Genomic DNA, 20859 nt, shown 5'->3' with positions numbered 1-20859 from the left:
ACCTATCGCTTAAGCAGACAATGTAATGAGATTACGACCTTGCATTTCAGCAGGCACAGGAATCTGCATTAAGTTCAGAATGGTCGGTGCAACATCAGCAAGCACACCACCTTCTGCAATTGTTGCTTGGGTTGGACCCACATAAATAAAAGGCACAAGCTCTGTTGTATGCTGAGTATGAACCTGACCACTTTCATAATCTTGCATTTGTTCAACATTACCGTGGTCAGCCGTAATAAGCATATGGCCTTTTTTCGCCATTACAGCTTCGTATACACGACCTAAACATGTATCAACTGCTTCAACAGCCTTAACTGCAGCATCAAATACGCCTGTATGACCGACCATATCACCATTGGCATAGTTCACAACAAGTAAGTCGTACTCACCCGAGTTAATTGCTTTGACTAGCTCATCAGTTACTTCATAAGCACTCATTTCAGGCTTTAAGTCATATGTCGCAACGTTTGGCGATGGGATTAAAATACGCTTTTCACCTGGATATTCGTCTTCACGACCACCACTAAAGAAGAAAGTCACATGGGCATATTTCTCAGTTTCAGCAATACGTAGTTGCGTTTTACCTAAAGAAGATAAATATTCACCAAGCGAGTTCTTTAACTCTTCAGGCATATATGCCACAGGTGCATCAATACTTGCCTGATAACGCGTCAACATGACAAATTTAGAAAGGTTCGGTACAACTTTACGCTCAAAACCTGCGAAATCTTTTTCAACAAACGCACGCGTAATTTCACGGGCACGGTCAGCACGGAAATTCATAAATACAACGCTATCGCCATCTTGAACTTTAGCGATCTCACCAATACGGGTTGCTTTTACAAACTCATCATTTTCATTTGCAGCATATGCAAGCTCTAAGCCTTCAACCGCAGTAGTTGCAGTACGAACAGCTTCACCTTCCGTTAATAAACGGTAAGCCTGCTCAACACGATCCCAACGGTTATCACGATCCATTGCAAAATAGCGACCAATCATGGTTGCAATACGGCCCTTGCCTTCATATTGAGCGAATAAAGCATCTAATTTTTCTAATGAAGGTTGAGCACTACGTGGAGGAGTATCACGACCATCAAGGAATGCATGTAAGTAAACTTTCGCACCGCGTTTTAAGGCAAGTTCACACATCGCCACAATATGATCTTCATGTGAGTGAACACCGCCTTCAGAGAGTAGGCCCATAATATGAACTGCGCCACCCGCTGCTTTTGCTTTTTCTACGGCATCAACCAATACTTCGTGTTCAAAAAAAGCACCAGTACGAATATCTTTAGTAATACGTGTGAAGTCTTGGTATAACACTCGGCCAGCGCCAAGGTTCATGTGACCAACTTCAGAGTTACCCATTTGTCCATCAGGTAAACCAACATCTTCACCAGAACCAGAAATGAGACTATTTGGATGCTTTGCTTTCATTGCAGTTAAATTCGGGGTTTTTGCTGCAAGAAAAGCATTATCTTCAATCGCTTCACGGTGTCCAACACCATCCATAATGACCAGAACGTGAGGGATCTTGCCAGCAGTTGCATCCGTCATAATCAATTTCTCTTTTGTCTACAATTTCATCGCAATATCTTACCGAATTTTCGGTGAAGACTCTATTTTTTCCTATGGCTTTCCCCAATGCTCCTCATTGAGAAAGCCATTCATATACTTTCAATTTAACGGGCCCGATAAAGCAAATAACTTCCGGCACCAAACATTAAAATAATAGGCATGAGTACAAACCAAGCTGGCGAAGGCGCGTATACCAAACTTGCGTAGCCCAAGAAGTCTTGTAAATAATAAAAGCCTAAACCAATGAAGAGTGCGATCACCAAACGGAAACCCATCGACTGTTGACGTAGTGGACCAAAAATAAAAGAACAAGCCACTAATACAAGAGTAATGAGTGAAAATGGAGAAGCGACTTTTTGCCAAAAAGCTAATTGGTAAGTTTTCGGCACTTGGCTATATTCGTCCATATAGCGCATAAAACTAATCAGCTGACTTGGAGACAAGTCCTCAGGGTCTAAAGTCACCATGTGTACATATTTAGGCTGTAGAGCCAAACCTAAAGACTGCTGATCATGATTATTTAGTATCGAATTACCATCTGTAAGAATGTCCATCTGGCTGGCTTTTTGTAAAGTCCATTGACCATCCTGGATAAACTTTCCTTGCTCTGCATTAATTAAAGACTGTAAATGGTAGTCTTTGTTAAAGTCTACGACCTGTATATCTCTTAAATTTCCTTGTGAGTTCGCATAATCAATATAAATAAAGCGTTGCCCTTCTCGTGACCAATAGCCTTTCACTTCACCTAAAGCAGCAACTGATCGATGGCTTTTGACACTTTGCGCTTTCTCATTTGTATAGGGAACAACCCACTCACTTAGAGCAAAAGATAAAACAATAAGCAGCAAAGCTGAGCGCATAACCCAACCTACAATACGCCATAAGCTAATCCCGACCGAACGCATCACGATCAGCTCACTATTGGATGCTAAAGCGCCTAACCCAATCACAGCGCCAATTAAGGCCGAGATAGGTAAAATTTCATATAGATAGCGAGGGGCACCCCATAACACATAGATAAAAGCTTGCCATGCATTATAGTCAGGTTTTAGCTCACCTAATTCACCCAGATAAGTAAACAGGATTTGCAAAACAGACAAAACAATGGTGGTACCAAACATTGCGAGCGCAGTGGTTTTCGTCACATATTTGGCGACTATTCGACGTGCTAACATTATAATTTCACTCGCTTAATCTGTTTCTTGATTTTCGGCCCTAATTTCTGCTTACGTGAAAATAAGGCAGCTGCGATTGCATAAACCAATAAAGCCACTGGATAAGCCCAAATATCCAGTTCTCCTTTACTTATACGAGTTTTAATTGCAATCATGAGTACGATCAAACTCGCGAAAATAAAGATAGATGGAATAAGACGATAATAACGACCTTGTCGCGGGCTTACTTCCGACAATGCCACAGATAGCATCAAGGCAATAATAATGGTAAACGGACCAAATAAGCGCCAGCCCAACTCACTTCTTACGACCGGATCATTTGCTTTAGAAAATAGTTTTGATGTGGAAAGTGCTTCTACATCGCCACTCTCAAACTTAACATCTTTGTCATTTTCTAAACGTAGACGATAAGACTGGAACTCTGCTTGTGTATATTTTGGTTGTCCCGGGAATATTTCATAGCGACGACCTTGAACGAGATCAACCACATTAGCTGTATCATTCGCGACCTCAACACGTGTTGCCTCTTTTGCCAAAATCATGACATCTGGCTTGCCTTCTTTGGCTGCACGCTGATAAAAGAAAATATCTTTAAGGTTTTTTCGATCTTCCGACAATGAACCTGCATAAATCGTATAAGGTCCAGAAGAAATAAACTCTCTTGGTCGCACCAAGTCAAACCCCGTACGCACTGCTTGGGTTGTAGTTAATTTTTCGAATTCACGAAGTCCCCACGGCGTCATCCAAAGCATAAGTACGGACTGACACACCATGTAAACCAGTGTCATTGGAATAAGTAAGCGCGCTAACTGATGACGACTTACCCCACTACCATTCAATACGGCCATTTCATGATCAACATATAAACGACCAAACACCAACATTAAACCAATAAAAAACCCAAGTGGTAAAATGAGGGTTAGAAATTCAGGTAAACGATATCCAATGATGCTAAACAAGATACTGGCATCTAGTCGCCCCTGTGCCGCCACACCAAAGTATTTGATCAGACGACCACCCATCATGATTAAGGTCAATAATGCAATGACCACCAATGAGGTAGAGACAACTTGCTTGACGAGATAACGCCGAATAATCAAATTAATACTTCCAAAAGGCTAATCGGGACGAACGCTAGTTTACCCGAATGTTAAAAATATAAAACCGCACATTGCAACGCTATGCTTGAAAGTGTTTCAATGTTTTAATCCAACATAACTTTCTATAGGCAATCACGGCAGCCATGAAATTTACAACTTATACAACTTTTCCTGAACAAACATCTAATGAATCTTTGTGGATTTTAGTTGATTCAGAACAGCTACAAAGCAATCTCAATACATATCAAATCAATAATCTAGAAAGTATTCTTACAGCAACTCAATTTAAAGCCAACTTCAATGAAACGTTGCCATTATTTGGTCAACTTAGCACTCAGCCCCATAGCCAATTACTTGGTTTAGGAAAAGCAGCTGAACTTCAAGCAGCTAAGTTAGCAAAATTGGCGCAAACCATTATCAAGTCGGCACAAAATAAATTTAAGCATATCGCAATTGATATTGCTGCGTTACCTGTCGAATACCATTATTTATTTGCATTAAGCTTAACTCAAGCAGCTTATGGTTATGATGAGTTTAAATCGAAAAAAAATGAATTTGTGTTACAACAAGTTGATTTAATTAGCTCACAAACCAACCTTGATGAAAATCAACTCGCTTTAGTACATGCCGTACAATCTGGTCAGTCTTATGCTCGTGACTTAGGAAACCGACCAGGTAATATCTGTTTCCCTGAATATCTGGCAGAACAGGCGTTAGCTTTAGCTGCAGAATTCCCAGACTTACTTAAAGTCACTGTCTTAAATGAGCAACAAATGGCTGATTTAGGCATGTATGCATTTCTTGCAGTCAGCAAAGGGTCTGAGCGTCCGGGCCGTATTGTGACTCTTGAATACCAAGCACAGCTTGAACAAGCTCCTGTCGTACTTGTTGGTAAAGGCGTAACTTTTGATACAGGCGGTATTTCTTTAAAACCAGGGCTTGGCATGGATGAAATGAAGTTTGATATGTGTGGTGCAGCTTCTGTACTCGGCACAATCCGTGCTTTATGTGAGGCACGTCTTCCAATCCATGTTGTGGGTGCGATTGCAGCTGCGGAAAATATGCCTTCAGGTAAAGCAACTCGCCCAGGCGACATTGTAACAACCATGAGTGGGCAGACCGTTGAAATTTTAAACACTGACGCTGAAGGCCGTTTGGTCCTTTGCGACACCTTAACGTATATCAAACGTTTCAATCCGGCAGTTGTGATTGATATCGCAACATTAACTGGTGCTTGCGTAGTTGCGTTAGGTAAAGTACTGAGTGGTTTATTTTCTCCGGACGATACTTTGGCAGCTGAACTCCAACAAGCTGGTGAGCAATCATTTGACCGTGTATGGCGCATGCCAGTGATTGATGATTATCAAGAACTATTGGACTCTCCTTTTGCAGACATCGCTAACATTGGTGGACCACATGGCGGCGCAATTACAGCAGCCTGCTTCCTTGAGCGTTTTACTCGTGACTATCGCTGGGCTCATTTGGATGTTGCAGGAACAGCATGGTTATCAGGCTCAGCAAAAGGCGCAACTGGTCGTCCAGTACCGCTACTTATGCAATTCTTGGCTAACCGTGTAAGTACGAATGGCTAAAGTTAGCTTTTATCTGTTTGAAACCAGTGAAGAACGGCAAGTCGATAGTGCTTGCCGTTTATGTCGAAAAATTTTACTGAAGCATTCACAAATCTGGTGGTATTGCCCAGATGTGCAGTTACAACAAACACTTGATGAAAAATTGTGGAGCTTTGATCCGACCAGCTTTATTGCCCATGGCGTTGATCAGGTAGATGCAGCAGTATGTATTTCGGCTAAACAACCTTCTGAACAAGGTTGGCTGGTATTTAATTTTAACAATCATGCACTTGAACAAGTGAATCATTTTAGCCACATTATAGAAATTGTTGAAAATAATGAAGCAGCCAAGCAAATTGGCCGAGAAAAATTTAAAATGTATCGTCGTTTAGGTATAGAACCTCGAACCTTTAAATTATAACGCGCTAAAATGTAAATACTGTTGAGCAAAGGAGAACTGTGGTGGCATTAAATGTCGGGCAAGATTTTAAAAAAAGATGGTTAAATGCGCCTGAAGCTGTCCGTCATGCTTATCAACAGGATTTGGCTCGTATTTGTGATTTATTAGAGCCTCAGACCCCTATTCAACTGTGGGTTTTAAATGACGAAAAAGCGCAATTAGAATCACAACAAAATATTGAAAAGGCATATGCTGACTTAAAGGCAGAGTTAATCGAGCAAGCGCGAATACGTCGCCAACTTGCTTTAGAAAAAGCTCTTGCAGATAAGCGCGCAAAGGAAGCAGCTTATGCTGCTGAATTACAAGCTGACGAAGTTCGTAAATTTAGTGAACAAACGGAAGCTTTGCAGGCTTTACGCAGTCATTTAGAACAAGAAGTTGCTGAACATACTGCACGTTATCAAAAAAACCCTGAAACGCCAGCAATTGACTATTCTTCTGGTACAAAACTTAGCATTACTGACGATCAAATCTTATCTGAGCTTGAAAGTGTACGCGTTCGCCTAGAACTTGAAGCTGAAAGCTTAATTGAACAGGCGGTAACAGTTTTCCGTGCCAAACTGCATGCTGCGGCTCAAGAAGAAATTGAATATATTTTAAAGAATTCTAACTTTTCTGATGAAAAAATAGAAAAGTAAAGTTTTAATATTCTTCCTGTCATAAAAATGACATTTAATTGTCACAAAATGGTCATGCATAATATTCTTATGGTTCAAGCAATTATAAGAATAAGTCATGATTATTTATGAAAATTAATGAGGGTAAGAAATGGACATTCCGCATCAGATTTCAACGCAAATTGAGCAACTTAATCAAGGCGAGCAATGGACCTTCTCAGCACAAGAACTTTATATGAGTCATAACGACTTTAATTCGCTTTCAATCTTACTCACACGAGCATCGGAAAAAGGCGAATTTTCAATTACTCGCACTCAGCATAATAAACCTTGGGTCGGCACACACTCAGTTACTCTCACCAAGCATTAATTTTTAAAATAAAAAACCGGAACGTATGTCCGGTTTTTCATTTTGGTAATTTAAAAGTTTATTTTAAAAAACCATTTTCAGCTAAGAAAGCCATACTAATATTTGATTCGGTTTTCTGTTCAGCAGCTTTATCACCTAGTAATAAGCGTTCGATATAACGTGCTAAAACATCAACTTCAAGGTTGACCTTGCTACCCACTTGCCACGTTCCAATATTAGTACGCTCTGCTGTGTGTGGGATTAGGTTTAAACTTAAAATATTACCGCGTAAATGATTAATCGTTAAGCTAATACCATCTACAGTTACTGAACCCTTCTCTGCCAGATATTTAGCAAGTTCTACAGGCGCAGTCACTTCAAAATAAATTGAGCGGGCATCTTCACGTACTAGGGTAATTTCACCTACACCATCAACGTGACCACTTACAATGTGTCCACCAAAGCGGGTAGTCGGTAACATGGCTTTTTCCACATTGACACGTTGACCAACTTTCCAGTTACCCAAAGTCGTGCGGTTTAAACTTTCACGGGACACATCAGCCGCATACCAGTTATCACCCCACTCAATCACTGTGAGACAGATCCCGTTAGTTGCAATTGAGTCACCCAAATGTACATCAGACATATCCAAATCGGTTTGAATACGTAAACGCACATCGCCACCTACACTTTGTAGGCTTTCTACTTTACCTAAACTTTCAATAATGCCTGTAAACATGGCTCAATCTCCAAATCTTTTACACTGCTTAAATTGCAGCGCTTACCAAAGTGCGAGCTGTGTACTATTACCTGATGTATCTACACCACCTAGCTCGGCAAAGTGGTAAAGCTGGCCTAACAATTGACGTAACGGTGGCCCTGGTTTGGCATGAGTATCTGTAATCACAATAAACTCAAGCACACGTGCACGCTCTGACTGACGTTGTTTACTTACGCGATAACGTGGAACATCTTGAGTAAGTAAAGTCACTTTTCCACGTTCCAGATTGGCCATCAGTAAATCTTTCGGCTCAATGTTACCATCGGTTGAATAACTGGTCAGAATATAACGTGCATTGATCGTTGAGAGTAATTTCTCATACGCATCTTTTGCATGTTTAGAAGAGTTGTATGGGCTTGGACGCTCTTTACGCCATGCACGGTCAATACCACTCTTATAACCCTTAGTGTCGGGTGGAGGTAGGTCGACTTGATCCCATAACGTCAATGCATTTAAAACGTGATAGTTACTACTGTAAGCATGCTGATTATAAGGTGGGTCAAGATAGGCTACATCTACTTCAAAACCGCTCATTTGATTTGCTAAATGCTGAGCATCTACACACCACATTTCAGCAGCGGGGCGTTTACGGTCGCCAATCTCACAGAAACGGCTCGGTGTTAACCAAAGTAGTGATTCAATCCGCTCTAACGCTGTTTGTGTACGTCCGCCCCACCCTTGGTGGAAGCTTTTAAATACACCACTAGTATTACTCACAAAACTTGCCGAATAGAGTAATGGCGCAAGCAAAGCACTCATTTCTACATCATTAATTGCACCCTGCGCTTGCCATGTTGCAATCTGCTGGCGAATCGCATCGATGCGCATACCATTGCGACGTTTAAAGAATAAACGATCACGAGATGGATCATAGACATCATCATTACGAGGGCAAAGGTTATGCGTTACCCAGCCTTTAACCTCGGGTAAGCGGTTTAAATAATCAATCGCTTTCTGATAGCCACCCAACTCTTTAAAAGCAGGTGCATCGACACACGCTAAAATTGCATGATTTAAAGCATGACTATAAGGTTCCCAATCATTGGCAATGACACGGTATCCATTTTGACGTGCTAAACGAGAAACCACTCCACTGCCTGCAAAAAAGTCAGCAAAAATCGGGGGGTTCTTTTTCTTGCTATTCAGCGTCCCTGTGATTTCCAGAGCTTCTAAAATCAAGTGGAGCAATCGGCGCTTGTTGCCCAAATACGGGACAAGCTGATGGAAAAGATATTCGTCTGTCGTGCGGGCTGCATGACGACGTTTGTGGTATACCGAAGGCTCTGAATTCATACTTTCTCTTGCGTAGGGATTAACCTTAAGCGTATATCTTGATCAAGTTGTATTACATCAAGAAGTTTAAAACGAAGTTGCTGTGCCATATATTCAAAATCTGCATTGAACATGGCTCTAGCACTTTGCCCCAATAAAGTTGGAGCCACATAACTGATCATTTCATCAATCAACCCTTCTTGCAAAAAGGCACTTGATAATGTCGCGCCAGCCTCGATCAACACATCATAAATTTGGTATTGCTTAGATAAGGTCTGTAATAACGTTTTTAAAGGTTGAATTTCTAATTGTATCACGCCTAAGTCAGCGAGTTCCTGACGATATGGCCCCATCACCATGACAGTTTCAGGATTTTCTAATATTTTAGCGGTGAGTGGTAAACGTCCTCTCCGATCTAGAATTACTCGTTTTGGCTGAGCAACCGTCTCGATATCAATATTATGGAGTGAACGTACATTAAGCTGGCAATCATCAGCAATTACAGTATCAATGCCTGTAATCACGGCGCCTGAAATGGCACGCCAATGTTGGACATCTTGACGGGCAGCAGAACCCGTAATCCACTTCGACTCACCAGATGCCATTGCAGTACGTCCATCTAGACTAGAGGCTACTTTTAAACGTACATATGGCATGCCCGTAGACATCGCTTTTAAAAAGCCTTGATTAAGTTTAGCGGCTAAGTCTTCACAAATACCGATTTCTACTTCAATACCGGCATTTTTTAATATCTGAACACCTTTACCTGCAACAAGCGGGTTTGGATCAGGACATGCCACTACCACTTTTTTAACTTGCGCCTTAACCAGCGCCTCAGCACACGGAGGGGTTCGTCCATAATGAGCACACGGCTCAAGCGTCACATAAGCAGTTGCGCCTTGTGCCTGTTCGCCTGCCTGACGTAATGCAAAAACTTCCGCATGAGGCTGACCAGCTTTAGGGTGAAAACCTTCACCAATTAACTGATCATCTTTGACAATGACACAACCGACATTTGGATTTGGTTTTGTCGAATAGAGTCCTCGTTTGGCAAGTTCAATGGCTTGCTGCATCCAGTATTGATCTTGTTTTAACTCAGACATAAAAATCTCAAATGATTAGTGCTCACGTTGTTGCATTTGCTCAATTTGGCGGCGAAACGCTTCAACATCCTGAAAATCTTGATAAACCGAAGCAAAACGAACATAGGCAACGTGGTCAAGTGCAAATAAAGATTGCATGACAATCTCACCAATCGTTCTGGATTTCACATCACGCTCACCCAAACGACGAATTTGCAACTGAATATCGCTGAGAACCGTCTCGATCTGCTCTTGTGTCACTGGACGTTTTTGTAAGGCATGCATAAGCGAACGACGTAGCTTCGCCTCATCGAACGGTTCATTTTTTCCATTCGATTTGATCACACGGGGCATCACCACTTCATAGCTTTCAAAAGTGGTAAAACGTTCACCGCAACTTACACACTCACGACGTCGACGAATCTGACAACCTTCTGCGGCTAGACGCGAATCGATGACTTTACTATCTGCGGCGTTGCAAAATGGACAATGCATAGCGGACTTAATAGGGTCAATTACTTTGACCTAGTGTAGCAAAATTTCTACACTTACAGAACCAGCATTCTATGAGACAAAAAAACAGTCCTGTCCGAGATCAAAGCATCGCTTTGATCACAGCACAAGACTGTTTTTGATATAAGAATTATTAGTGATTATTCAATACGTTCGCCATGTTGGCTTAAGTCCAGACCCATACGTTCATCATCGGAATTAACACGAAGTCCAATAATAAGGTCAATCACTTTAAGAATAATGAAAGTTGCGATACCACTGTAAACCATTGTCGCAAGCACACCTTCGACTTGTACCCACAACTGACCAGCGAATGTTGGTGCTAATGCTACGTTGGCTGCCTTAATGATTTCATCACTATAAAATACGCCAGTTAAAATCGCACCGACAATACCACCTACAGCATGTAAACCAAACGCATCCAAAGCATCATCGGCTTTAAGTAAGCGTTTAAGTGCCGTAATACCCCAGAAGCAGACTACGCCACCAATAAGGCCCATTACTAAAGCTCCGCCTACACCAACAAAACCAGCTGCAGGCGTAATCACAACTAAACCAGCAACAGCTCCAGACGCACCGCCCAATACAGAAGCTTTACCACGGATCATACGTTCTACTACCAACCAAGAGAACGCAGCAGCAGCGGCAGCAACTTGAGTCACTAAAATTGCCATACTTGCACGGGCACCAGCACCTAAAGCACTACCACCGTTAAAGCCGAACCAACCCACCCAAAGTAAACTTGCACCGATTACAGTTAAAGTTAAGTTATGTGGCGCCATAGATTCACGGCCAAGACCAATACGTTTACCAAGCATATAAGCAGCAACTAGGCCTGCAACACCGGAGTTAATGTGCACAACCGTACCGCCAGCGAAATCTAATGCACCTGCTTTAAATAACCAGCCATCTGCTGCCCACACCCAGTGAGTAATTGGCGCATAAACCACAAGTACCCAAATTGCAATGAATGCCATGAAAGCTGAATATTTCATACGATCAGCAATCGAGCCACTCAAAATTGCGACAGTAATGATGGCGAAAGTCATTTGGAAAATAACAAAGAGGCTTTCAGGAATTGTCCCACTTAGTGCATCAAAAGCGACGCCATTGAGCATTACTTTAGACAAATCACCGAAGTATGCACCTGTGCCAGAGAACGCGATTGAATAACCTGCAATCACCCAGAGCAAACTTACTAAAATTGCAGCAGAAAGGCTAAACATCATAGTGCTTAAGACATTTTTCTTACGGACCATACCACCGTAAAATAACGCCAAGCCTGGAATTGTCATCAACAGAACCAAAGCTGTTGAAATTAAAATCCAAGATGTATCACCGGTATCGAGTTTTGCAGTCGGTGTCGGAGCGGCCGGAGTTTCCTCAGCTGCTGGTGCCGCTGCAATTGTTGCAGGAGCTTCAGACGTTGATGTTGCTGTAACCTCAGATGTTGGTGTTGTTACAGTCTCTTCTGCCCAAGCGGCAGTACCACCCAAAAGTGCGCCGGTTAAACTCAGCGCCATAAGCATTTTTTTCATTCGTGTCCCCCAACCTCATTTGCGAGCTATTTATTGCTCAGCAAGCTTTGTGCCAATTTAGACAGCATCTGGTCCTGTTTCACCTGTACGGATACGGATGACTTGTTCCAGATTAGTCACAAAAATCTTACCGTCGCCGATTTTTCCAGTGCTTGCCACACGTGTAATTGACTCAATTACCGCGTCGACCATTTCATCACTAATCGCAATTTCGATTTTTACTTTAGGTAAGAAATCAACCACATACTCAGCGCCGCGGTAAAGTTCTGTATGTCCTTTTTGACGACCAAAACCTTTAACTTCAGTTACGGTAATCCCTTGTACACCAATGTCAGAGAGTGCTTCACGCACATCATCCAATTTAAACGGTTTTACAATTGCAGTTACAAGCTTCATGTTTGTTTCCTTCGGCTTCTTTTCACCAGTAAGGTTTTATGTTCAATTTTCATGCCAATATTTCAAAGGTTGGAGGATATGAATCTTTTGCATGAGCTTTCTTTATAACCTATTTAGTTATCAAGATGTAGATGAGCAACTAAAAATAAAATGAATTTTCAGTCCTGTTTTTATTTCAATTTATCGTTATGACATGGCTAAAAGCCAAGAAGCCTATATCCTAGATTCAAGCAGTGTTAAACTGGCGAGCATAAGGTAATACAACAGTTTGGATATCTCATGCTAGAAACTCTATTACAGGCCATCTTGGAACAAATTGACGAGCCTAAAAAAGATTTAGAAAAAAACTTACGTGCATTATTAAATGAAACTGTCGAGAAATTAGATCTTGTCTCTAAACAAGAAATCGAAAGACAAAAAACAGCCCTTCATTTAGCCAATCAACGTTTAGAAGCGCTACAAAAACAAGTCAGTCTATTAGAAGAAGCTTTAAAGAATAAAAAATAAGCACCAACGTAGCGCACTTATACTTTACAACGATTAAAAATGAAGCACCATAATGGAACAATAAGATGTCTTTTTCTAAAATTTATACTCGGGGACTTTTAGGATTACATGCGCCTCTCATTGAGGTTGAGGTGCATGTGAGTCAAGGCTTACCCTCTCTGACTATTGTAGGCTTAGCTGAAGCAGCAGTTAGGGAAAGTAAGGATAGGGTTCGCTCAGCTATTATTAACAGTGGATTTCAATTCCCAACTAAGCGGCTGACCATTAACCTTGCTCCTGCAGATTTGCCCAAAGATGGTTCACGGCTAGATTTACCAATTGCTTTAGGCATCTTAATTGCCTCTGGTCAAGTTCCGGAAAACTGCACAGAAGACTTTGAATTTATTGGAGAGTTAGCTCTAGACGGTCATGTAAGACCTGTGTCAGGCGCCTTAACTTTAGCAATGGCATGCCAGCAAGCTCAGCATAAAATCGTTTTACCCGTCGATAATAGCCAAGATATTAGCCATTTACCTAATCTTGAGTGTTATCCAGTTAACCATTTAAAAGAGGTATGCGAGCACTTTTTAGGCACACAAAAGCTAGCTTATGCGCAGCCAAGTGCCCATTCAAATGAAATGCCCTATAAATTTGACCTTGCAGATGTTAAAGGTCAGCTACGGCCACGGCGTGCACTAGAAATTGCTGCCGCTGGGGGACACTCCCTGCTCTTTAAAGGACCACCAGGCACAGGTAAAACTTTATTGGCTTCACGCCTGCCTTCCATTTTACCGCCACTTTCTACTCAAGAAACTCTTGAAGTTGCAAGTATTTATTCTATTTCAAATACACCACATACCTTTGGGCAGCGTCCATTTCGCGCGCCCCACCATACAGCATCAGCAATTGCACTGGTTGGGGGCGGTTCACACCCTAAACCGGGTGAAATTACTTTATCTCATTTAGGTGTTCTATTTTTAGATGAACTTCCCGAGTTTGACAGAAAGGTTCTAGAAGTCTTACGCCAACCGCTTGAGTCAAAAGAAATCATTATTTCACGTGCGGCTCGGCAAATTACTTATCCTGCGAACTTTCAGCTCATTGCAGCAATGAATCCTTGTCCATGTGGGTATGCATTTAATCAAGATAGCCGTTGTCAGTGTTCTCCAGAAAGCATTAAGCGCTATCAAAACCGCATATCGGGACCGTTACTTGACCGCATCGATTTACATATTGATGTACCGCCATTAAAAGCTCAAGAATTGCAAGACCCAACGCCTGCAGAAGATTCTACAACTGTGCGACAACGTGTGATTTATGCTTATGAACAACAAATGCAAAGACAGGGTTGTTTGAATCAGGCGCTCTCACCAAAACAACTAGAACAACATGCCGTTCTCGATAGTACTTCACAGCGAATGATTGAAATGGCTCAGCAACGTTTAAATTTATCTGCTCGTGCTTATCATCGTGTTTTACGGGTTGCTCGTACTATTGCCGATTTGGCCCAAAGTGAGGTCATTCAAAGTCCTCATCTTACAGAAGCACTCTCTTATCGAGGTAATCACTCTTAAAATAAAACAGCGGATTATGAGTCCGCTGTTCTTTTATTAAAGAGCTTCATTTAAGGTCTCAATTAGAGAGGTGATTTCTTTCTCTGATAAAGCTGCAAAACCAAAGCGAATACAATGATTAGCACACTCTTTCTGTTTAAACTTCTGCTCTGTATCAATGTTGAGTTCTTTTAACTTTATGAGCTGATCTTGAGTAAATGATTTCTGAAATTTTACCCACAAAGCCATTCCACCCGCAGGCGGTTGTATCTCAATACTTTCAGCAAAAACTCTTTGAAACTCAGCTAACGCATGGTCTCGACGTAACTGATAAATCTTTTTCATTTTACGAATATGCCGCTTGATCTCCCCTCGTTGCATTAAATCTGCTAAAGCGAGTTCCGTAATATTATTGCCCTGCCGATCAATCAATAAAATATCTTCAGTAATAGTTTGAATGATGGTTGGAGCTGCCACGATGTAACCCAAGCGAATACCGGGTGCAAAAACTTTAGACAATGAACCTACATGAATAACCAACTCAGAATAGGGCAAACTTGCTAAGGGTGGCATAGGCCGGCTGTCATAGTGGAATTCGTGGTCATAGTCATCTTCAATAATGTAAAACCCCCATTTTTTTGAAAGTTCTAAGAGTTGAAGACGGCGGCTCATTGTCATGGTAACGGTTGTAGGGTACTGATGATGTGGCGTTGTATAAATTGCTGCAACCGAGTGTTCTTTTAAAATCCGTTCGAGATCTTCAATAACAATACCTTGATCATCTAATTTGACAGAAACCACTTGAAAGCCATTTGACTGGAATGCTTTAAAAGCAGATGGGTAATATAATTCCTCAACGACGATGACACCCTGCCGATTGGGTAATGCACGAGAGGCAAGAAAAATTCCCATCTGGCTACCACGTACAATACAAATCTCATCTTCCGCAATATTCATGAAACGTTCCATCGACAACATTTGTTTTAAAGCCTGCCTTAGTTCAGCCATACCGCGTGGGTCACCATATCCCATGTACTGGTTTTGAGTAATTTTAATGAGTGCGTGCCGATAGGCCCTCGAAAACAATTCATAGGGAATAAGCCTCGGATCTGGCACACCATCGTTATGGGGCCGCTGAGCAACTTGTTGAATTATTGGTTTATCACTAACTTTTCGATCAGCTCTTGGCTCTATATGAGGCTTTTTTTCCGGTAAAACATCTGCCACAAATGTGCCTTTTCGAGGCCGAGTCACAAGCCAACCTTGTGCCTCCAATTCTTCATAAACTGCTTGTACCGTTTTTCGATTAATTCCCAATTCTTTTGACAGGCTGCGAGACCCCGGCAGCATAGTGCCCTGTACTAAACGGCCACTCAAAATTTCCTGACTAATCAAGTTAGTCAGTTTTAGAAAAACCGTTTTTTCTTCTCTTTCATCAATGCGGAAATGTATTTGCCAAGGTCTTAGCATATTCGCCCCATCTGGACCATATAACTTATAAAAACTGGATGTATTGATCCATCCAGTTGTTTTTTATTCTGCCTTCACCTACTTAATTTGGTCAACTGGACTGGAGAAGAGATGAAGACTGCTTCTGTAAACAAACACGACTTGATGCAACACGCACAGCAAGACATGCAAAAGTGGATGAGCGACTTAGATTTAACAGACCGTCAAAAGCTTGCACTGACTTGCCGTATTTTATTTGATCATGGGCATGATGCTGGTTTAGCGGGTCAAATTACATGCCGTAGTAAAAATAAAGAAACCTTTATTACTCAACGTTTCGGTTTAGGTTTTGATGAAATTACTGCTTCAAACTTGCTTGAGGTGAATCAGGACTTAGAACCCATCAATCAAGAAGGCATGGCAAACCCAGCCAACCGTTTCCACACATGGATTTATAAAGAACACCCAGAAGTGAACTGTATTATCCATACGCATCCAACGTATGTAGCGGCCCTGGCGATGCTACAGATTCCACTTATGATTTCCCAAATGGACGTCTGCGCACTTTACGAAGACTGCTCATTTGTAGGCCACTGGCCGGGAGTTCCTGTAGGTAATGAAGAAGGTCTTTTGATTTCTTCCGCGCTGGGTAAAAACCGCGCTGTTTTGTTGTCTCATCATGGTCAATTGGTCACAGGAAAAACCATTGAAGAAGCCTGCAACTTGGCGCTTTTAATTGAACGCGCAGCTCAACTGCAACTTTTAGCCATGTCTGCCGGACAAATCCAGCCTATCCCCCACGCTTTGGCAGCGGAAGCCCATGATTGGGTGTCTACCGATAAACGCAACAAAGTGAACTTTGCTTACTACGCACGTAAAGCTTTGAAAAAACATTCTGACTGTATTTAAAAAGAGACCTCGACCATGAAACTAAACGGCATTATTGGCTACCCTGTTACTCCCTTTTCTGATGACAACACCATCAATCTTCCTGTACTAAAACAAATGCTGGATTTGCTTATTGAAAATGGCTGCGACGCGATTGCACCTTTAGGCAGTACAGGTGAAAGCGCTTATCTTGAATGGGATGAATGGTGCTTAGTCGCGAAAACTTCAATTGAAAGCATTAATAAGCGCGTACCTGTCATTATTGGGATTTCAGAACTCACCACTGATCAAGCCATCAAAAAAGCCCAAATCGCGCAAAGCTATGGTGCAGATGCACTTATGGTGATTTCTGTATCTTATTGGAAGCTAACAGACCAAGAGATTTTTGAATATTACCAAGCAATTGCTCAAGCAACGTCTTTACCTATTATGGTGTACAACAACCCTGCAACCAGTGGTGTTGATATGTCTCCTGAATTAATGGTGCGCATGTTTAACAACATTGCAAATATTATGATGGTAAAAGAAAGCAGCGGCGATATTCAGCGCATGCATAAAATTTATGAGCTATCAAAAGGTGAACTTCCGTTTTATAACGGCTGTAACCCTCTAGCTTTAGAAGCTTTATGCGCAGGAGCAAGCGGTTGGTGTACAGCAGCACCCAATCTGTTAGGTCAACGACCTCAACAGCTTATTGAATATGTAAAAAATGGTGAATTGGAACAAGCCCAGAAGTCATTTTATCAGCAGCTTCCTCTATTACGCTTTATTGTAAGTGGTGGTCTGCCTAAAACGATTAAAGCAGGTTTACAACTAAAAGGTGTCGCTGCAGGAGCACCACGCAAGCCGTTGACCAAAGCCACGGATATTGAGCTTAATCAGTTAAAACAACTACTTTCTGAAATAGAAAACTAATAAAAAAGCGGGTTTATTGACCCGCTTTTTTAAAACCCCAACTTAGAATGTTTTAGTTAAACTAAACACTAAACCTGTGTCATAAGGTTTTTTCTGGGCATCAGTCATGCCAGAAGTACTAATATCTGTACCGACAACATCTAGCTCAGCAACAATACCCAAGATGTTATAGTTTACGCCGACTTTATAATCAATATAGCTATCATCTTCACCTGGTCCACCTGCAACTACAAGTAAAGAATCTTTATTTTTAAGCTTGTTATAACCAACTGAAGCAAGTCCAGTAAATCCTGTGTCTGCAATTGGTGCCGAATAACCCACGTTAAAATACCAGAACTCGTCAGAGTGGCCCCAATAATCGTTAGAATAATTCACGCCGACACTAAGGGCATCACCTTTAAATAAAGAATCTGCAAACGTTAATTTTCCGTAAAACTCGGTAAAGTCAAAACCAGTGTCACCATTGTATGGATTAGTGAATTTTGAATCAGAGCCAATATAACCATAACGGATCACACCAACATCATAAGTCGGTGCAAGTGTGTCTGACAGTTTTAAGGTGTTGGTATAACCTAACGAGATATCAGTTTCAGTTGAAACACCAGGTGTATTAAAGTCTACGCTTGACCCCCAAAGCGCAACATAAGCACCTGACTTATGAGAGAAAGTGAAGCCACCTTGAATAGCTGGATTATTTGAAGACTGCGTAATACCGCGGAAGCGATAATCTGTAGTAGCAGCCACACTACCAGTTGCGGTGATGCCGTAAAAAGATGGAGCATCTTCAGCCATAACCATGGTTGAACCTGCCGTGAGTACGCCGAATGTTACTGCTTTAAGTGCAAACTTCATCATTTTGATCTCCCCCACAATGAACGCACGATTTATATGACTTAAACAAATTTTGTTACTTAAGCTTTAGCAATTGCTGTGCCAAGTTCATATTTGGTATCGCTACACTTCATTAATTTAGAGACTAAAAAACTTATACAACGCGAAAAATAAAAATCTTCTAAATAATTATTTATATATATAACAATAAAGTATGAACATTTTGTTTGCGTAAAATATAAAGAAAACATGAGAAAACACCTTATCGGAAATAAACAAGCCGAGATCGGTAGTATTGAATGGTAGGGCGTAAAGTCTCTATTTCATTTCTATATAAAGAGATAAAAACTCCATAAATTTATTAGTACAGAGCCTCTTTATTTAACCCTTATTTTTATTTATGAACCATTTTGGGCTTTTTCCGCACGAAAATATAAATGAAAAATAAATTGCACAAATTTCATGCAAATTATCGCACTAAATTTGATCGATAGAGTCTAGGAGTTTTTTGGCGTTGCTTTCGTCTCTGTTTTAATCAATTTTTTGATACAAAAATGTTATAAAGTAACAATATAGAGTGAGATTACTAAAAATTGCTCAAGAAAATTGCTTAAAAAGAGATTAAAAAGTAAACATATCAAATAAAAAAGAGTAAAAATTGAACACAAAAATCAAGTATTTTTAAAATTTTCACATAAGAAAAAATGGTAAAATTCAACTAAAAAATAAATTACTTTTTTTATTTTAAACAATAAATTAACTATAAAAATTTAAAAATAAATCTAGTTAAACTTATCTACCACATTAATCAAATCCTGCATAGCATATATAAAATAAAATGAACAAAAATATATCTTTTTTATAGATTACTTATACAATTGATGGAAATCCTAGGCCCTGAATAATAACAAGGCACAGGATTTATCGTTTTTATGAGGTTCTTTAAATATGCTAAAAGCACAAAAACTTACATTAGCAGTTCTCATTTCTGCGGCAATAATTTCCTCAGCTCAGGCAAGCGAGCAAAGTGAGGCAAAAGGATTTGTTGAAGATGCGAACGGTTCTATTCTCTTCCGTACAGGTTATCTAACTCGTGACAAAAAACAGGGCGCGAAAGATACCAGCTCAGTTGCTCAATCAGCAATTGTAAGTATCGAATCTGGCTTTACCCCTGGTATCGTTGGTTTCGGTGTAGGCGTTGTTGGTGATGGATCATTTAAAATTGGCGAAAACAAAAACGCTGGAAACCAAATGATTCCAAAACACAACGATGGTTCAGCTTACGACCACTGGGCTCGTGGTGGTGGCAGCGTTAAGGCACGTTTCTCGAATACAACAGTACGTTACGGTACTCAAGTACTCGACTTACCAGTCCTTGCAAGTAATACAGGACGTATGGTTCCTGAATACTTCACAGGTACTTTATTAACTAGCCATGAAATCAAGAACCTTGAGGTTGTTGCTGGTAAATTTACTAAAGACCAAATGTCTGACCAAATCAATACCGATGCGGATGCTTCTGGCAGAGGTCTTGACCGTGCAATTGTTTGGGGTGCTAAATATAAGTTTAATGATAACTTAAATGCATCTTATTATGGCTTAGACAGCAAAAATGCTCTTGAACGCCATTATGCTAATGTTAACTTTAAACAACCTTTAGCAAATGACAGTTCATTAACTTATGATTTTAGTGGATACCATACTAAGTTTGATGCAAATGCACACACTTATTCAGCAACTGGAACTGTAGCACCAAATTATGCTGCGGATGGTATAGCTGGCGAAGAAAAGACCAATAATATTTGGGCTATTTCAGGAACTTATGCGACTGGTCCACATAGTGTGATGTTAGCATATCAACAAAACACTGGTAATGTTGGTTACGACTATGGCCAAAATGCTGATGGTTTCCAAAGTATTTATTTGCCAAACTCTTATATGTCTGATTTCATCGGTAACCACGAGAAATCTGCTCAAATTCAATACAATGTTGATTTTGGCAAGTTAGGCGTATTACCTGGTTTAAATTGGACCACTGCATTTGTATATGGTTGGGACATCAAGGTTAGAAATGTAACTGATGATGCTCAAGAACGCGAATTCTTTAACCAAGTGAAATACACAGTTCAAAGTGGTTTTGCTAAAGATGCAAGCCTTCGTATTCGTAACTCTTACTACCGTGCAAGTGATGCTTACCAAGGCGCTTACATCGGTGATACCAATGAATGGCGTATTTTCTTAGATATTCCTGTGAAATTATTCTAATTCACAGATTTATCAAGCATAAAAAAACCTACCTCTGGTC

At 40.8% G+C, this 20859-nt stretch carries 20 protein-coding genes and 1 pseudogene; 9 read left to right on the top strand and 12 right to left on the bottom strand.

Annotated elements, in window-relative coordinates; translation table 11 throughout:
* Positions 1-9: 9 nt before the first annotated feature.
* From gpmI to lptF, 3 genes are all read right to left on the bottom strand, one after another.
* Positions 10-1557: a 2,3-bisphosphoglycerate-independent phosphoglycerate mutase gene (gene gpmI, locus GO593_RS07690; protein WP_000128749.1), complete on the bottom strand. Its 1548-nt coding sequence runs from the start codon at positions 1555-1557 to the stop codon at positions 10-12.
* Positions 1558-1682: 125 nt separating this feature from the next.
* Positions 1683-2753, bottom strand: coding sequence for an LPS export ABC transporter permease LptG (lptG, locus tag GO593_RS07685; RefSeq protein ID WP_000881094.1), 1071 nt, complete (start codon positions 2751-2753; stop codon positions 1683-1685).
* Positions 2753-3853, bottom strand: a complete 1101-nt coding sequence (gene lptF, locus GO593_RS07680) for an LPS export ABC transporter permease LptF (RefSeq protein WP_000586912.1) — start codon at positions 3851-3853, stop codon at positions 2753-2755. The genes lptG and lptF overlap by 1 nt, the downstream gene beginning before the upstream one ends.
* A gap of 143 nt (positions 3854-3996) precedes the next feature.
* On the opposite strand from lptF, the gene GO593_RS07675 reads away from it, so the two are divergent.
* The 4 genes from GO593_RS07675 to GO593_RS07660 all read left to right on the top strand — a co-directional run bounded on the left by GO593_RS07675 (position 3997) and on the right by GO593_RS07660 (position 6871).
* A complete protein-coding gene (locus GO593_RS07675) occupies positions 3997-5445 on the top strand; it encodes a leucyl aminopeptidase (protein ID WP_000673448.1) in 1449 nt (482 codons plus the stop codon).
* On the top strand, positions 5438-5845 hold the full coding sequence (locus GO593_RS07670) for a DNA polymerase III subunit chi (RefSeq protein WP_001151592.1): 408 nt from the start codon (positions 5438-5440) through the stop codon (positions 5843-5845). Before GO593_RS07675 ends, GO593_RS07670 begins: the two co-directional genes overlap by 8 nt.
* A 38-nt stretch (positions 5846-5883) precedes the next feature.
* Complete coding sequence (blhA, locus tag GO593_RS07665; protein WP_002037252.1) at positions 5884-6522, top strand: cell division protein BlhA; 639 nt, start codon at positions 5884-5886, stop codon at positions 6520-6522.
* Positions 6523-6652: 130 nt separating this feature from the next.
* Complete coding sequence (locus GO593_RS07660; RefSeq protein WP_000354154.1) at positions 6653-6871, top strand: hypothetical protein; 219 nt, start codon at positions 6653-6655, stop codon at positions 6869-6871.
* A gap of 58 nt (positions 6872-6929) precedes the next feature.
* Here the strand turns inward: GO593_RS07660 and GO593_RS07655 are convergent, their stop codons facing one another.
* The 6 genes from GO593_RS07655 to glnK all read right to left on the bottom strand — a co-directional run bounded on the left by GO593_RS07655 (position 6930) and on the right by glnK (position 12432).
* On the bottom strand, positions 6930-7589 hold the full coding sequence (locus GO593_RS07655) for a riboflavin synthase (RefSeq protein ID WP_000493866.1): 660 nt from the start codon (positions 7587-7589) through the stop codon (positions 6930-6932).
* Positions 7590-7631: 42 nt separating this feature from the next.
* On the bottom strand, positions 7632-8924 hold the full coding sequence (locus tag GO593_RS07650) for a DNA adenine methylase (protein WP_001083669.1): 1293 nt from the start codon (positions 8922-8924) through the stop codon (positions 7632-7634).
* Positions 8921-10006 (bottom strand): bifunctional diaminohydroxyphosphoribosylaminopyrimidine deaminase/5-amino-6-(5-phosphoribosylamino)uracil reductase RibD, encoded by a 1086-nt coding sequence (gene ribD, locus GO593_RS07645; protein ID WP_001292503.1) that lies wholly within the window; start codon positions 10004-10006, stop codon positions 8921-8923. The genes GO593_RS07650 and ribD overlap by 4 nt, the downstream gene beginning before the upstream one ends.
* 15 nt (positions 10007-10021) lie before the next feature.
* Positions 10022-10480: a transcriptional regulator NrdR gene (gene nrdR, locus GO593_RS07640; RefSeq protein ID WP_000543541.1), complete on the bottom strand. Its 459-nt coding sequence runs from the start codon at positions 10478-10480 to the stop codon at positions 10022-10024.
* A 158-nt stretch (positions 10481-10638) separates the two neighbouring features.
* Positions 10639-12036, bottom strand: coding sequence for an ammonium transporter (locus GO593_RS07635; protein WP_000738522.1), 1398 nt, complete (start codon positions 12034-12036; stop codon positions 10639-10641).
* A gap of 57 nt (positions 12037-12093) precedes the next feature.
* The gene (glnK, locus tag GO593_RS07630; RefSeq protein ID WP_000780326.1) at positions 12094-12432 is read right to left on the bottom strand and encodes a P-II family nitrogen regulator; all 339 of its coding nucleotides are present in this window, start codon (positions 12430-12432) and stop codon (positions 12094-12096) included.
* A gap of 279 nt (positions 12433-12711) precedes the next feature.
* Here glnK and GO593_RS07625 point away from each other — a divergent pair, with 279 nt between their 5' ends.
* Together GO593_RS07625 and GO593_RS07620 are read left to right on the top strand one after the other, a co-directional pair.
* Complete coding sequence (locus GO593_RS07625; protein ID WP_000894500.1) at positions 12712-12939, top strand: accessory factor UbiK family protein; 228 nt, start codon at positions 12712-12714, stop codon at positions 12937-12939.
* Positions 12940-13004: 65 nt separating this feature from the next.
* Positions 13005-14492, top strand: a complete 1488-nt coding sequence (locus tag GO593_RS07620; RefSeq protein ID WP_000010469.1) for a YifB family Mg chelatase-like AAA ATPase — start codon at positions 13005-13007, stop codon at positions 14490-14492.
* A gap of 14 nt (positions 14493-14506) precedes the next feature.
* Here the strand turns inward: GO593_RS07620 and pdxR are convergent.
* Positions 14507-15941 (bottom strand): annotated as a pseudogene (gene pdxR, locus GO593_RS07615) (MocR-like pyridoxine biosynthesis transcription factor PdxR).
* A 111-nt stretch (positions 15942-16052) separates the two neighbouring features.
* Here pdxR and GO593_RS07610 point away from each other — a divergent pair.
* Together GO593_RS07610 and GO593_RS07605 are read left to right on the top strand one after the other, a co-directional pair.
* Complete coding sequence (locus GO593_RS07610; protein WP_000845035.1) at positions 16053-16829, top strand: aldolase; 777 nt, start codon at positions 16053-16055, stop codon at positions 16827-16829.
* A gap of 15 nt (positions 16830-16844) precedes the next feature.
* Positions 16845-17723, top strand: a complete 879-nt coding sequence (locus GO593_RS07605; protein WP_000772985.1) for a dihydrodipicolinate synthase family protein — start codon at positions 16845-16847, stop codon at positions 17721-17723.
* Positions 17724-17765: 42 nt separating this feature from the next.
* Here the strand turns inward: GO593_RS07605 and GO593_RS07600 are convergent, their stop codons facing one another.
* Positions 17766-18578, bottom strand: a complete 813-nt coding sequence (locus GO593_RS07600) for a TorF family putative porin (RefSeq protein ID WP_000975212.1) — start codon at positions 18576-18578, stop codon at positions 17766-17768.
* Between the two features lie 56 nt (positions 18579-18634).
* Positions 18635-18805 carry a hypothetical protein gene (locus GO593_RS19365; protein ID WP_001984583.1) on the bottom strand — a complete coding sequence of 57 codons (171 nt, stop codon included), beginning with the start codon at positions 18803-18805 and terminating at the stop codon, positions 18635-18637.
* A gap of 697 nt (positions 18806-19502) precedes the next feature.
* Between GO593_RS19365 and GO593_RS07595 the strand changes: the two genes are divergently transcribed.
* Positions 19503-20819 (top strand): OprD family outer membrane porin, encoded by a 1317-nt coding sequence (locus GO593_RS07595; RefSeq protein WP_000910009.1) that lies wholly within the window; start codon positions 19503-19505, stop codon positions 20817-20819.
* The last annotated feature ends 40 nt before the right edge of the window (positions 20820-20859 follow it).

The sequence above is a fragment of the Acinetobacter baumannii genome, from assembly GCF_009759685.1.
Classification (GTDB): domain Bacteria; phylum Pseudomonadota; class Gammaproteobacteria; order Pseudomonadales; family Moraxellaceae; genus Acinetobacter; species Acinetobacter baumannii.
The sequence above is the reverse complement of the archived record's forward strand: the minus strand, read 5'-3'. Positions and strand labels throughout refer to the sequence as shown.